The sequence below is a fragment of the Aeromonas sp. Lyrl_2 genome (assembly GCF_051948815.1).
Classification (GTDB): Bacteria; Pseudomonadota; Gammaproteobacteria; order Enterobacterales; family Aeromonadaceae; genus Aeromonas; species Aeromonas veronii.
The window spans coordinates 100,455-114,240 of the sequence record NZ_JAYJLJ010000013.1 but is presented as its reverse complement, the minus strand read 5'-3'; the positions used below and the strand labels follow the sequence as shown (position 1 = coordinate 114,240).

Annotated in this window: 11 protein-coding genes; 4 read left to right on the top strand and 7 right to left on the bottom strand. The window is 61.0% G+C overall.

What is annotated here, in order from left to right; translation table 11 throughout:
• Positions 1-146 precede the first annotated feature (146 nt).
• Positions 147-2,210: a glycogen debranching protein GlgX gene (glgX, locus tag VF684_RS13155; RefSeq protein ID WP_058058466.1), complete on the top strand. Its 2,064-nt coding sequence runs from the start codon at positions 147-149 to the stop codon at positions 2,208-2,210.
• A gap of 88 nt (positions 2,211-2,298) precedes the next feature.
• Here the strand turns inward: glgX and VF684_RS13150 are convergent, their stop codons facing one another.
• The 3 genes from VF684_RS13150 to VF684_RS13140 form a co-directional block, all read right to left on the bottom strand.
• Positions 2,299-3,018: a hypothetical protein gene (locus VF684_RS13150; protein WP_139732229.1), complete on the bottom strand. Its 720-nt coding sequence runs from the start codon at positions 3,016-3,018 to the stop codon at positions 2,299-2,301.
• Positions 3,019-3,216: 198 nt separating this feature from the next.
• Positions 3,217-4,854: an ATP-dependent endonuclease gene (locus VF684_RS13145; protein ID WP_279459055.1), complete on the bottom strand. Its 1,638-nt coding sequence runs from the start codon at positions 4,852-4,854 to the stop codon at positions 3,217-3,219.
• 262 nt (positions 4,855-5,116) lie between these two features.
• The gene (locus VF684_RS13140; protein WP_127006530.1) at positions 5,117-5,995 is read right to left on the bottom strand and encodes a helix-turn-helix domain-containing protein; all 879 of its coding nucleotides are present in this window, start codon (positions 5,993-5,995) and stop codon (positions 5,117-5,119) included.
• A 168-nt stretch (positions 5,996-6,163) separates the two neighbouring features.
• On the opposite strand from VF684_RS13140, the gene VF684_RS13135 reads away from it, so the two are divergent.
• On the top strand, positions 6,164-7,081 hold the full coding sequence (locus tag VF684_RS13135; RefSeq protein WP_201913617.1) for a DMT family transporter: 918 nt from the start codon (positions 6,164-6,166) through the stop codon (positions 7,079-7,081).
• A 69-nt stretch (positions 7,082-7,150) separates the two neighbouring features.
• On the top strand, positions 7,151-8,017 hold the full coding sequence (locus tag VF684_RS13130) for a LysR family transcriptional regulator (protein ID WP_118853757.1): 867 nt from the start codon (positions 7,151-7,153) through the stop codon (positions 8,015-8,017).
• A 76-nt stretch (positions 8,018-8,093) separates the two neighbouring features.
• Here the strand turns inward: VF684_RS13130 and VF684_RS13125 are convergent, their stop codons facing one another.
• The 4 genes from VF684_RS13125 to VF684_RS13110 form a co-directional block, all read right to left on the bottom strand.
• A complete protein-coding gene (locus VF684_RS13125; RefSeq protein ID WP_101530293.1) occupies positions 8,094-8,870 on the bottom strand; it encodes a TSUP family transporter in 777 nt (258 codons plus the stop codon).
• Positions 8,871-9,067: 197 nt separating this feature from the next.
• On the bottom strand, positions 9,068-9,823 hold the full coding sequence (locus VF684_RS13120) for a tRNA-uridine aminocarboxypropyltransferase (RefSeq protein ID WP_118853756.1): 756 nt from the start codon (positions 9,821-9,823) through the stop codon (positions 9,068-9,070).
• A gap of 174 nt (positions 9,824-9,997) precedes the next feature.
• Positions 9,998-11,209, bottom strand: a complete 1,212-nt coding sequence (locus tag VF684_RS13115) for an ROK family protein (RefSeq protein ID WP_042055876.1) — start codon at positions 11,207-11,209, stop codon at positions 9,998-10,000.
• A gap of 132 nt (positions 11,210-11,341) precedes the next feature.
• Entirely contained in the window at positions 11,342-13,009 is a 1,668-nt protein-coding gene (locus VF684_RS13110) for a methyl-accepting chemotaxis protein (RefSeq protein WP_139406894.1), read from the bottom strand.
• 123 nt (positions 13,010-13,132) lie between these two features.
• On the opposite strand from VF684_RS13110, the gene VF684_RS13105 reads away from it, so the two are divergent.
• A complete protein-coding gene (locus tag VF684_RS13105; protein ID WP_139406891.1) occupies positions 13,133-13,588 on the top strand; it encodes a YchJ family protein in 456 nt (151 codons plus the stop codon).
• The last annotated feature ends 198 nt before the right edge of the window (positions 13,589-13,786 follow it).

Sequence of the window (13,786 nt, the reverse complement as noted above, 5' to 3'; positions counted from 1 at the left end):
TCAAAAAAAGTTTATTCGTAGATTAATCGGACAAATAGTGCGGTCATTAGCAGCATCATGCTGTTTTTTCAGGCAATCGAGTCCTTGCCAGGCATCCGGCACTACACTCAATAAGGTGAACACTCCTCATTTTGGGTAGGTAGAATATGCGCATCTCCGCCGGTCACTGCCGTCAGTTGGGGGCCACACCCGACAGTAACGGCGTCAACTTCGCGATCTGGGCACGCCTCGCCAGCCGGGTCGAACTACTGCTCTTCGCAAGCGCAGACGATGCGACCCCCGAGGTGATCCCCCTCTCCCCGCGCCTAAACCGCACCGCCTACTACTGGCATATCCATGTGGAGGGGATCTCGGTCGGGCAGCGTTACGCCTATCGCATTCAGGGCCCATGGCGCCCATATGGCGGCACCCGCTTCGATGCCGAGAAGGTGTTGCTCGACCCTTACGGCCGCAGCATCGAGCTTGGCGCCAATTACGATCGATGGGCGGCGGCCCGTCCAGGCAGCAATCTGGCTTGTTGCGCCAAGAACAAGGTGGTCGATACTCGCCACTACGACTGGGAAGGAGACAAACTGCCCGCTCACTCCCTCTCCCGCTCGGTGATCTACGAATTGCATCTGGGGGGCTTTACCAAGTCCCCGAGCTCCGGAGTCGATCCGGCGCTGCGTGGCACCTATCTCGGATTGATTGAGAAGATCCCCTACCTGCAATCTCTCGGTGTCACCGCCGTCGAGCTGCTGCCGGTGTTCCAGTTCGATCCTCAGGATGCGCCCAAAGGACTCTCCAACTACTGGGGTTATAGCCCCATGTCCTTTTTCGCCCCCCACGCCCAATACGCCTGCGGCGATGATCCGCTGACCGAATTTCGCGACATGGTCAAGGCGTTGCACAAGGCCAATATCGAGGTGATCCTGGACGTGGTTTACAACCACACCGCCGAAGGGGGTGATGATGGCCCCACCTTCTCGTTTCGCGGCATCGACAACGAGGCCTACTACATCCTCGACAACAACCAGAAGGACACCAACTATTCGGGCTGCGGCAACACCTTCAACGGCGCTCATCCGGTGGTGCTGCGGATGATCATGGACAGCCTCCACTTCTGGCGTCAGGAGATGCACGTCGATGGCTTCCGCTTCGATTTGGCCGCCATTCTGTCGCGGGATGAATCGGGTCAGCCGCAGGCCAATGCCCCCACTCTACGCACCATAGATACCGACCCCAACATCGCCGACATCAAGCTGATTGCCGAAGCCTGGGACGCGGGGGGGCTCTATCAGGTGGGGTCACTGGCCGGCGCCCGCTGGCGTGAGTGGAACGGCCAGTTCCGGGATGATGTGCGCCGCTTTCTGCGCGGGGATGACAACAGCGTCACCGCCTTTGTCGAGCGGCTCTGCGGCAGTCCCGACATCTACCACTATCACCACGCCGATCCCGAGAAAAGCATCAACTTCGTTACCTGCCACGACGGTTTTACCCTGTGGGACTGGGCCAGTTACAACAGCAAGCACAACGAGGCCAACGGGGAGGAGAATCGTGATGGCTGCGATCACAACTTCAGCTGGAACCACGGCCATGAAGGGGTAACGGAAGATCCCCAGATCAACGCCCTGCGGATGCGTCAGGCCAAAAACATGATGGTGGCGACCCTGCTCTCGGTGGGCTCCCCCATGCTGCTGATGGGGGATGAGCTGCTGCGCACCCAGCGGGGTAACAACAACGGCTACTGTCAGGACAATGCCACCTGCTGGATGAACTGGCTGCCCAATGCCCGAAGTCAGGAGATGTTCCGCTTTATGAAGGAGCTGATCCAGTACCGCAAACACCTGTTCCAGCGCCCGGAGCAGGAGAGCATGCCGCTGTCGCTCACCGAGATCCTGCGCCACAGCGAGATCTGCTGGCACGGAGTCAACGCCGGGCAACCGGATTTCAGCCCCCACTCCCACGCCATCGCCATGTCGGCGCTGTCGAGCGAGACCAAGCTGGCGCTCTATGTGCTGTTCAACGCCTACTGGGAGCCCCTCACCTTCAACCTGCCGAGCCCGCCCAAGGGGGTCGGCGGCTACTGGCGGCGGATCCTCGATACCGCCCTCCCCTCGCCGCAAGATATCTGCACCTTCGGCATGCCGCTGGAGGGATTGACCCGCGAATATCTGGCCCAGCCGCGCAGCAGTTGCCTCTTTATCTGCGGGGCCGACGATTTCTATTGATCGATTGCTGTGAATTGATAGCAGCGATACCTGCAAGCCAGATATGCAAAAGCCCCGAGTGTTGGCTCGGGGCTTTCTCTTTTCAGCGTCAGATCAGCTGGTGCAACACACTGGTAGCGGCGATCTGGGCGATCAGCAGGCCACACAGGGAGGTGGAGACCACCACTGGCGCGGTATCACGCTGCAAGTAGAGCGGGCTGAACCAGAGCAGCAGAGAGGCCACCAGCAGCGCTGCCTGGGTCACCACCGCCGGGATCAGGGCATCGAGATTGGCCTCCCCCCCTTGCCAGCCCACCAGCACTGCCAGCCAGACAAGGCTGGCCATCGCCCCCACCAGACCGGCCAGTGGCAACAGGGTGTTGAATGCCTTGAGACGATGACGGGCCCGCAGCAGCATCAGGTGGGCAAAGGCCGCCCCCAGCATCGCCATCTGCAGCAGACCGCTCACCCAGCCCTGCAGTTGCAGCAGCCCGATGCCATAGAGAGCGAGCGGCAACGCCGGTAGCCAGAGCAGTGTCGAGGGGACTGAACGCTTGCCCTCCAGCCGTGACTGGGCCAACGACAAGCCGACTCCGAGCACCAGTGCTACACCACCACTCCAGATGAGCCAACTGGCCGCCTTGGCCTCGACCGCCAGCATCAGGGAGAGCGCGGTAATAACCCAGATGGAGAAGAGCTGCTGACTGATGCGCGAGCGCTGGCCAGGGCAGATATCACCGCGCCACAGCACGATACCGAGGGCGATCAGGGCGCCAAGCGCCATCAATCCGGTGAGGGGAAAGAGCCAAAAAGGGAGTTGGACGAACACGACGCCTCCAGCAGTAAAGATTCGAGGTGCGCCACCGGGGCGCCAGAGAGGGCCGAGTATACCCAAACCGGCGGATATCCCCAATCGCGACAAACAATCGTGGGCAAACAATCCGGGGCAATTTGCTGCCAGCAGAGCCCACCTTGAGGGGCGCCCTGCTGGCAGCCATGCCCATAGTGACGGGATGTAGCGCTGGCTTTAGCCCTGACCGCGGGCCAGCGCCACCACCCGGGCAAACATCTGGCGGATCACCGGCGGAATATGTTCGGCGCCGAGCCGCTCCGCCTCTTCCACCACCGCCAGCGCCATTCCCGGCTTGCTGCGGTGATGAATAGCCTTGTTGATGATGTGACTGGCGCTCCACATGGCGCGCCCGCCCACCCCAGCCTCGCGACGAAACACAGCTTCGAAACCGTTGTGATAGAGGTAGTGCTCGATGTCGGCGGCAGGGAGCTGGGTCAGTCGGTCCCGCTCCCGCTCTCCCTTGAGCTGGCCACGGGCCGAGGTGGCATACTTGAGCCCCGCCTCGTCACCATCGGTCAGCAGGTGCCACTCGATGCCAAAATCCCGCGCCACCTTGATGAGCGGCGACTGGCCGCACTGGGCAAACTCGATGATCCGCACCCCCTCGGCCCGCAGACTGTAACCGCAGATCTGCGCCAGCTCGGAGAGCAGCCAGATCTCGGTCTCCCCCTCCACCAGCAGCCAGCAACGGGCAAACAGCGACATGGGGCGGTTGATCCGCACATGGAAGGCGATCTTGCGCAGATCGTCGCTGCTGTAGCGCTCGCCCCCCAGCTGGTGACAGAGGATATCCTGCTGACGGCGCACCAGCCGCCGCACCTGATTGAGCGGCAGGGAGGAAAGCAAGTCTCCCGAGTTGGTGGTGAGCAGCTTCTGGCCCGGTAGTTGTTCCAGCAGCCCCCACGCCAGCGCCAGCATGGTCGGGTGCAGCCGGCTCTCCGGGTCCTCCAGGATCATGATGGGACGGGCCCCCTCCTCCAACTCGCGGTTGCCCCGCGCCTGCAACAAGGTAGCCGCCATCCCCGCCATCGCCAGCTGCAGCGCGCGGTTATCGGCGCGGCGCAGCAGGGTATGCAGGTTGCCAGGATTGCGCAATGTCATGGGGCGATTGATGATGTCGCGCTGACTGCGCGGCTTGTTCTTGATGGGGGCCAGAGCGTTGAAGTAGTGATCCATCAGCTGGCGCACCGCCTGCAATGCCTCTTTGAGCTCCGGCTCGCCGATCCGCTGGGGTTCGTCGATCAGCTTGTCCGCCAGCTCGCTCAGGCGATGCTCGGAGAGATCTCCCCACTGCAATGTCTCCACCCCGTTGCGAGCGGTACGGGCGTCCCGCAGCCGGAACACCGGGTTCATGGTGATGAGCATGCAGACCAGCTCGTGGGTGTTGGCGATGGGCAGGCTCTTGCCTACCCCGTCGAGAAAGTCGTGAATGGTGAGCACTGAGCCATCCGCCTGCTGCTCGGCGCTGGCGCGATAGTGAATGCGGTGGAATTTGTCCTTGTGCAGCACCCAGGAGGGGCAAAGACGGGCCAGCCGACGGGAGTGCTGACACATCTGGGGTCTGTGCTCACTGAAGGTGAGCACCAGTTGCAGGTGGCGCGCCGGGGCCAATTCGGGATCTTCCGGTTGGTGAAAATCCTCGGCGGTGAACTGATAGGGCTCGGCATCCTGCCCCAGCAGACACCAGAGGGCGCGCAGCAGGCTCGATTTACCCCAGGTATTCTCACCGATCAGTACTGTGGTGTGATCCAGCCCGAGCGACAGGCGATTTATACCGCGAAAACCTTTGACTTCAATACGTTCCAGAAACATCCAGCCATGTCCACATCATTGTGATGGGGCAATAGTGGCAAAGTTACCGGAAAAATCCTATCGCAGGCGGGGCTTTTTCAACGTGAACTGTGAGGCACTGCAGGTTCGGGAGGGGTAACAACAGCGGTGCGATCTTGCGGGGCATTCCAGTGGCTGAACCAGAGATGACGGGTACGGATTTGACGTTTGCGATAATTCAATGGGCATTCCTTTCAATGGATAAGTGGTAGAGAGTACACCTCTTTTGCCCAAAGTCTCAGGGTTATCTGTGACGAGAAGATGACAATTGTGCCCGCCACTGCCCCGGCGTCAAACCAAACGCCTCGCGAAAACGATTGCTGAAATGGGCCTGGGAAGAGAAGCCACACTGACTGGCGATACTGGCCAGCGGCTCAGGGCCGGCCAACAGCTGCTTGGCCCGTTTGAGACGCAGCCCCAGCAGATAGCGGTGGGGCGGGCAGCCGAGACTCTGGCCGAACATGCGGGCAAAGTGATACTCGCTCAGCCCCGCCTGCTGGGCCAGCTCTGCCAGCGTGACCGAATCGGCCAGATGGGCCTGCAAATACTCCTGCACCCGCTTGATCACCACGGGCGCCAGCCCGCCGCGCAGAGGCGGCAGACCGGGAGCCTCCTCGGTGTGGTGGCGATAGGCGTGGAGGATCAACATCCAGGCGCCGTGGGAAAGCGCCAGCCGATCGACCCCGTGCTGCCACTGCAGTTGCATCAACTGGCGCTGCACCAGTCCGGCCGCCTGCGGATCGTCGATAAAGGTCTTGTCCACCAGTTGCAGGTGGCGCCCCTCCTTGTCACACACCTCCTCGGCGATACGGGTGAGGTGAGCCGGGGTGAAGTAGAGATGAAAGAAGCGGAACTCTTCGCGCACCAGCCACTCGGATCTGTGGTGATCCGGCATGATGCACACCTTGCCGGTGCCGCCGTGGCCACCCGGCCCATCGAGTCGCTCGGTCTGCTCGCCTCCTTGCAGATAGACGCTCAGGGTGTGGTGGCCCGGCTTGTGATAGCGGGTCTGGTCATAGCAATTGCGCCAACTGGCGACGCCAAGCCCGGGTTCGAGCCAGCAAGCGTCCTCCAGCCGGGCGCCGGTGCTGACTAGTGCATCAAATACCCCTGCTGTTTTCATTCGCCCCTGCCGCCTGTTCCGGTGTACATGTTATGCCGCTGCCATCCATCTTACCGACCGCGCCCGCAGATGACAGCGCAGGGAGATGAAAAACCGCAAGATGGTGCAATCCAGCCATCAGGGCTCGCCCCATAGTGGGTCATCTCTCCCTGACTCACCGGAACTGTGATGAACCTGATGCTCTATCTTGCCACCGTGCTTATCTGGGGCAGCACCTGGATTGCCATCGCCTGGCAACTTGGCCCCATCCCCATCGAGGTATCGGTGCTCTACCGTTTCCTGCTGGCAGCGGTGGCACTGTTTGCCCTGCTCACCGCCAGCGGCCGCTTTCCACGCCTCCCCTGGCACGGCCAGCGTTACGCCGCACTGCTCGGTGCCCTGCTCTTTTCCACCAACTTTCTCTGCTTCTACCACGCCACCCGCTATATCCCGAGCGGCATGTCGGCGGTGATCTTTGCCAGTGCCAGCATCTTCAACGGCCTCAACCTCTGGCTGTTCGAGCGCAAGCGCCCCACCCTGCGCTGGTTGCAAGGCTCCTTGCTGGGACTCTTTGGCACCCTGTTACTGTTCTGGCCGGTGCTGGCAGATGCGCAATTGGGTGCAAACGGCTGGAAGGGGCTGCTGCTCGCCTGCGGCGGCACCCTCTGCTTTTCGCTGGGCAATCTGGTCTCGGCACGGGGCCAACGCCACGGCTACCACGTACTGCAACTGGTGCCCTGGGGCATGGTTTACGGCGTGGTGCTGTTGCTGGGCTGGGTCACATTGCTCGGGCAGCAACTGATGGTGCCAACCGATGGCCACTATCTGGCGGCCATGGTCTACCTCGCCCTGTTTGGCTCGGTCATCGCCTTTACCGCATACCTGACCCTGGTGGGGCGCATCGGTGCCAGCAAGGCCTCCTACGCCACCGTGCTCTTTCCGTTGGTGGCGCTTACCCTCTCCACCTTCTATGAAGGCTTTGTCTGGCAGCCGGTCTCGGTGGTCGGGGTGGTGGTAAGCCTCATCGGCAATCTGGTGATCTTCGCGCCGCCCTTAAGCGAGTGGCGCATTCGACCGGCAAAGGCAGCAAACGACCCTTGCTCCTGAACCAGTCAGCCCCTAAGGTAGCGCTGATCAATCTGTGACGATCCTGATGGCGATAAACAAGGGGGCGAGATGTTACTGGAAGGGCTGGAGACGCTGAGCCTGCTGGCAAGTGAAGGAACCATGGCCAAGGTGGCCAGTCGCCTCTATATCAGCCAGTCGGCAGTGAGCAAGCGAATTGCCCAGCTGGAGCAGCGCCTTGGCAAGAAGCTGATTGAGCCGGAGGGGCGCCAGATCCGCCTAACCCCGCAGGCAAAGGAGCTGCTTGAGCGAGTGGCCCCGAGTCTGGCAGAGATGAAAGGAGTACTGGCCGATAGCCAGGATCTGGCGGATCAGAGTCCCCTCCCCATCGCCAGCTCCGAAACCCTGCTGGCGGGTTATCTCGCCCACTTTATGCGCGACTATCTGGAGCGCGATCCCCACCTTGCCCTCTCCACCCACCACACGCCGGTCATTCTGGCGCGGGTGCGCAGCGGTGATGCCCTGCTCGGCATCTGCGCCGGTCGGCTCCCGCCCGGCCATGGCCTCGACGCAGACCTGCTACTGGAAGAGCCCTTCTATCTGGTGGGCGAGGCGCAGCAGAGCCTGCCGCCAGCCAGCGCAGAAAGCAGGCGCAAGATCCTCACCATGGATCTGGAGAACCCCTCCAACCGCTACCTGCGCGAACCGCTGGCAGATTTGGGGCTGGAGCCCGCCATGGAGCTCGACTCCTATCTGGCGCTCATCGAACTCGCCAAGGCAGGTATTGGCCCTGTGCTGCTCCCCGCTGGCCTGCTGGGGCTGGTGGGCGAACAGGGGGAGATGGCGCGCCCACTGCCCGGACTGGGCCGCCCCCTACATCTGGTCTACCGGCCAAACAGCCTAAAGCGAGAGCGGATCGCCAGGCTGGTGAGCGCCCTGCACCAACACTTTCGCCACTGCAGCGACACGCCGCACTAGCCGTGTAAAACACCAGATATGACAACGGGGCCCAAGGGCCCCGTTAACAATTGCGATGCGGCAAGCAAGGCGCACATCAGATCCAGGCAAACAGCTCCGGATACTGGCTCCACACCAGCTTGGCAGACATCAGCAAGGAGACGGTCACCAGCAGCGGCTTGATCAGCTTCACCCCTTTTTTCAGCACCATTTTGGAGCCAAAACGGGCGCCGATAAACTGCCCCAGCGCCATGCAAAAACCAACACTCCACACCACCTTGCCACCGAGCGCAAAGAACAGCAGGGAGGCGATATTCGAGGTGAAGTTGAGCAGCTTGGTATGGGCGGTGGCGCGCGCCATGCCAAAGCCCGCCAGCGCCACGAAACCGATGGCAAAAAACGAACCTGTGCCCGGCCCGAAGAAGCCGTCATAAAAGCCGACACCGCCCCCCACCAGCAGCGCAAACAGCATGGGAGTCAGACGGCGGGAGCTCTCGGCATCGCTTACCCGCGGCGAGAAGTAGAAGTAGCAGGCAAAGGCCATCAGCAGGAAAGGGAGCAGGCGCTCGAGAATGGCGGCGTCTATGGTCTGCACCGCCAGCGTGCCGATAGCCGCACCGATAAAAGTGCAGATCACCGCAGGCCAGATCATGGCCCACTCCAGCAGCCCCTTGCGGGCATAGAACCAGGTGGCGGAGAAGGAGCCAAAACTGCTCTGCAGCTTGTTGGTGCCAAGCACCAGCGCGGGGGGCATGCCGGTGGCCAGCAGAGCAGGTACCGTCAGCAGACCGCCGCCGCCAGCGATGGCATCGATAAAGCCGGCGATGAGCGCCACACCGAACAGGGCAAACAGGGTAACCAGTTCCAATTCCATCCATAGACCTCACGAGAGTGGGTTGCCCGAAGGGGTCAGGCAACCGGAGAACACCAAAACGACGTTGTGCGGGGGGCACAGGCTGTTCGCTATCCTAGCGGGCCACTGACCATGAATCTAACGAAACAGTGGCAGCCAATTGATTCCTGATTTTCATTGATTTGAGCTGTCAGGCCCTGCCCCCTCAGAGGGCTCCGTTAGCAAGCCGGTGAAGTGACGTTCGCTTCCTTGATCGCCGCCAGCGCCTCACAGAGATGATCCTCATCGGCACCGGGGAAACGGCTGACCCGACCGGCCATGTAGCGGCTGCTGAACAAGTTGAACCAGTGCTGCAGTGCCTGCCCCGCCTTGAGCTCCCCCGCCACTTCCAGCACGCAGGCCGCCACTTCGGCGGTGCAGAGGTGCTCCTCGCTGTTGGCGACCCGCATGCCGTAAGTGGAGAGCGCATCCGGTTTGATGGCCAGCACCGGAAAACCGTCCAGGTAGGGGCTCTTGTTGAACATCTTGCGCGCCTCCGGCCAGGTGCCGTCGAGCAGGATAAATAGCGGTTTTTTACCCGGTGCCAGCGTCACCTCGCCGGTCAGGCGGGCAGGCTCCTTCTCGCAAGCGGGAAAGACCACATAGGGCTGCCAGGCGGGATCGGCCAGCAGGGCCAGCAACTCGGGATGGGGCTGGGTACGTGACCAGAGAAACGCCCAGGTGGAATCCGGCAACACATCGGCGATGAGGCGACCGGTGTTGGAGGGCTTCATCGGCTCGCTGTCATACATCAGCAGGCAGAAACCGGCCTCCGCTTTGAGCTCGGGGCGCCACTCGCAGGCACACCAATCCTCGCGCAGCTGACAGGCCGGACAGCGGGCCAGGGTGCCGCCACGGGCAAGAAACGGTCGGGTAGAGATACTCTTGCGCCAGGCCCGCAGGCGGTTGACGGCGTGATCAGGAACAGGCTTCATCTAGGTTCACAACTGGAGTCAAAACAGGAACGGCAGCGGCACCAACATGTCATGGCGCCACAGGGCGCGATAACAGGGGGACTGCCGGAAAAGCGCAAGATTGTACCGAGTTACACGCTGGCGGAACAGCAATCCCTGCCCCTTTCGCCAGACACAGTGCCAACTCCTCTTGCCTTACGACTCCTGACAGCTACGCAGCAGCTCCAGCAACAGGCTGCCATCGCGCAGTGCCTTGTGCACCTGCACCGAAGTGGGCTTGGTGGGATCTTCGTAGAAGTGGGTGGATTCAATCTGCAGCCGCACCAGATATTCGGCTGGCAACTGGCTGGCCAGCGACTGGTGCAACATGGGGAACAGCAGCCGATCGGCACGGGTGATCTCGCCCCCCAGCAGCAGCTTGCCCGGATTGAGCAGGCAGATGAGATTGGAAAGCACCTTGGATAGGCGACCCGCCGCCTGATGGAGAATATCCTGACAAAGGCCGTTGCCTGCCAGTGCCAGCTCGCACAGCTCGCGAATAGTGACGCTCTCGGGCAAGTCGTGCTCCTGCATCCGCTCGCGCAAATCCCGGTATTGCGCCTCCAACGCCTGATTGGTCACCAGGGTGCAGGCACAGCCAAAGCCGCCGCAGTAGCAGCGCTGGCCATAGGGTTCGAGCTGCAGGTGGCTGAGATCTCCGAGCAGCGCATTTTCGCTCTCGATAAGCTGGCCATTGACCACCATGCCGACCCCGATGTCGTTGTGGACAAACACCAGCACCGCATCGGCGCAATTTTTGGCGGCCCCCCACTCCCGCTCGGCCTGGATCCAGGTGCGCACATCACCGCTCACCAGCACAGGTACCGAGAACGCCTGTTGCAGAGTCGGGCCAAGGGGCCAGTTGCGCAGATCGTAGAAGGGGAAGTGCTTGACCATGCCGGAGTGACGCTCTACCTGACCCGGCAGGCAGAGGGCGATACAGGCCAGACTGAGGGACTTTCTCGGCAAAAACACCTTGATGGCGTGTACCAGACTGCCCAGCAGATCGGCGCGCTCCTCCTCGGTAAAGAGGTGGCGCTGGCGGGCCAGCGAGCGACCGGAGAAGTCAAACAGCGCCATATCCACGTAGCCACGGCCAAGACGCATGGAGAGAAACTGGAAGCGGCGCTCGTTAATGCGCAGCAAGGTCTGACGACGGCCGCGCCCCACCGAACTTTCACCACAGGTGACCACCAGCCCCCCATCGAGCAGCTCCCGGGTGATCTTGGTGATACTGGCTGGCGAGAGACCGGTCAGGCGGGAGAGATCGGTGCGCGACAGCTCCTTGTGCTCTTCCAGGCTGGCATAGACCAGGCCGTAGTTGAGCTGCCGGATCAAATCGATACTACCTTTCACGATCTCATTCATAGGGTATGGGGCAAAGGCTGAAAAAAAGAGGCTGGCAATTTTCACACATTATTGGTCAATCCCCAAATAAAGTGCGGCCTGAACCGGGGGTCAGGCCGCATCTTGTGGTTGCCGTCACGGACCATTGCAAGATCAATAACGGAATTGCGACACCAGTTTGCGCAATTTGTCGCCGGTACTGGCCAGATCGCGGGTGGTGCTGTTGGATTCCACCGCCGCGCTGGTCAGCTCGCTGACAATCTGCTGAATGGCCACCAGGTTCTTGTTGATCTCCTCGGAGACCGCGTGTTGCTCCTCTGCGGCGGTGGCGATCTGGATGTTCATGTCGTTGATGGTACTGACCGCCATCACCATGCTGTCGAGGGAGCTGGCGATATGGCTCGCCTCCTGCACCGTCTCCTGGCTGCGATCCTCGCTCGCCTGCATCACCTCCACCGCCTGCTTCACCCCGCCCTGCAGACGTTGCAGCATCTCATTGATCTCCTTGGTACTCTGTTGGGTACGACCGGCCAGCGAACGCACTTCGTCTGCTACCACCGCAAAGCCGCGTCCCTGCTCACCGGCACGGGCCGCCTCGATGGCGGCGTTCAGCGCCAGCAGGTTGGTCTGCTCGGCAATGCCGCGAATGACCTCCACCACCGAGCCAATCTTGGCGGTCTCTTGCGCCAATTGCTCGATAACGCCGGAGGCAGTATGCACCTCCCCCACCAGCCGGTTGATACTGTTGATGGCCCCGCTCACCACACCCCGGGCGGCGTCCGACTCACGGGCCGCATCGCTGGTTGCTGTCGCGGCATTGGAGGCACTGGCCGCCACCTCCTGAGCGGTGGAGCTCATTTCGGTCACCGCGGTGACCACCTGATCGGTCTCGCGACTGTGACCCTGCATCTGATGGTCATAGTGCTCGCTCAGATGGTGCAACTTGTCGACCGCGCTAAAGAGGTGGTTGCTGGTCTCGCCCACCTGACTCACCACCGACTGGATCCGCTCGACAAAGCGGTTGAAAGCGCTGGCCAGCTGGCCAATCTCGTCCTGACTCTGCACCTTGAGCCGCTGGGTCAGATCCCCGTCGCCGTTGGCGATATCGTTCAATGCCAGCACCGCATCCGCCAGCGGCTTGGTGACCCGGTTGCCCACAATGACGGTCGCCGCCAGAGTGATACCCAGGATCAACAGGATCACCAGCACACTGCTCTGCAACGAGGCATGCATGTTGCTCTCGCGCTCTGCCCGCAAGGCCGCCAGCTCGTTGTCAATATCATCGATATAAAAACCGGTGCCAATGGCCCACTGGTATTTGTCCAGCACCAGAGTAAAGGCCAGTTTGGGAGCATCGCGCCCGATGGAGGGCTTGGCCGTCCAGTATTCGGTAAAACCATCCCCCTGACGGGCCGACTTGAGGATCTCCTGGATCAGCAATTTGCCCTTTGCATCCTTGTCGTTCCAGCGGTTTTTCCCCTCCAGCTCGGTACGCACCGGCAGCAGTATGGTGTTGCCCTCGAAGTCATAGACAAAGAAGTAGCCATCACTGCTGTAACGCAGCGGCCTGAGCAACTCTTTGACCTTTTGACGATTTTCCGGAGAATCCGGCAGGGAATACACGGCATCGACGGCGGTTTTGGCCATCATGATGTAACTGCTGAGCAGCGCTTTACGCTCCTTGATGGCATTTTCCCTCGCCACCACCAGATCAGACTCCAGATCACTCTTGGAGACCATGTAGTTACTGAGATTGACCACCAGGGCCATCAACAGTACGGGGACTGCACCCAGTAACAGGATTTTCTGCTTTAGCGTCATCTTTCACATCCTTGCAGCTGTTTTTATTGGAATTCCTTGCTTACTCATCAGTATAGGTGCTGGCAGGGCGAGCCCAGCTTTCGTTACAATTCCCTTAAACAAATCGGCCAGAACGTGAAAATCATGAATCTTTGTCCTTGCGGCTCAACCCTTTCTCTCGAATTGTGCTGTGGCTCACGTCACAGTGGCGCAGTGGCTGACACCCCGGAGCAGCTGATGCGCTCGCGCTACAGCGCTTTTGTGCTCGGTCTGGGAGAGTATCTGGTTCATAGCTGGCACCCGGCCCACCTTGGCGGTCTCACCGCCGAAGAGCTTTCACGCATCGACACCCGCTGGGATGGTCTCGAGATCATCGCCAGCCAGGGCGGCCCGGAGGATGAAACCGGGATGGTGGAGTTCAAAGCCTGGTTTCTGGAGGGGTATGAGCGTCACTGCCTCCATGAGCGTTCTCGCTTCGTGCGTTATCAGGGGCGCTGGGTCTACACCGAGGGAGAGCAGGATCCAGCCCCCCTCAAGGCAGGACGCAACGATCCCTGCCCCTGTGGCAGCGGCAAAAAGCACAAGAAGTGCTGCGGCTGACCCATAACACACCCACCAGACTCGTCAAACAGTGACAAGGGGCATCCGATGCCCCTTTTTTGTGCCTGTTAATCGCCACCAGCCCACAAACCGATGCGATAACAAGCGTGACAAATGTCACATAATGCTCATTAACGCGCGAGCAAATGAGCGTTTTCGAGCGCAAATTTGGCCCATATCAAACATTTCCACTCAGAA

Bases quoted from the DNA above. Each gene is read 5' to 3' on its own strand.
- VF684_RS13135 (WP_201913617.1), top strand. From the start codon at position 6,164: ATGAACCTGATGCTCTATCTTGCCACCGTGCTTATCTGGGGCAGCACC.
- VF684_RS13115 (WP_042055876.1), bottom strand. From the start codon at position 11,209: ATGAATGAGATCGTGAAAGGTAGTATCGATTTGATCCGGCAGCTCAAC.
- VF684_RS13105 (WP_139406891.1), top strand. From the start codon at position 13,133: ATGAATCTTTGTCCTTGCGGCTCAACCCTTTCTCTCGAATTGTGCTGT.
- VF684_RS13110 (WP_139406894.1), bottom strand. From the start codon at position 13,009: ATGACGCTAAAGCAGAAAATCCTGTTACTGGGTGCAGTCCCCGTACTG.
- VF684_RS13125 (WP_101530293.1), bottom strand. From the start codon at position 8,870: ATGGAATTGGAACTGGTTACCCTGTTTGCCCTGTTCGGTGTGGCGCTC.
- VF684_RS13145 (WP_279459055.1), bottom strand. From the start codon at position 4,854: ATGTTTCTGGAACGTATTGAAGTCAAAGGTTTTCGCGGTATAAATCGC.
- glgX (WP_058058466.1), top strand. From the start codon at position 147: ATGCGCATCTCCGCCGGTCACTGCCGTCAGTTGGGGGCCACACCCGAC.
- VF684_RS13140 (WP_127006530.1), bottom strand. From the start codon at position 5,995: ATGAAAACAGCAGGGGTATTTGATGCACTAGTCAGCACCGGCGCCCGG.
- VF684_RS13120 (WP_118853756.1), bottom strand. From the start codon at position 9,823: ATGAAGCCTGTTCCTGATCACGCCGTCAACCGCCTGCGGGCCTGGCGC.
- VF684_RS13130 (WP_118853757.1), top strand. From the start codon at position 7,151: ATGTTACTGGAAGGGCTGGAGACGCTGAGCCTGCTGGCAAGTGAAGGA.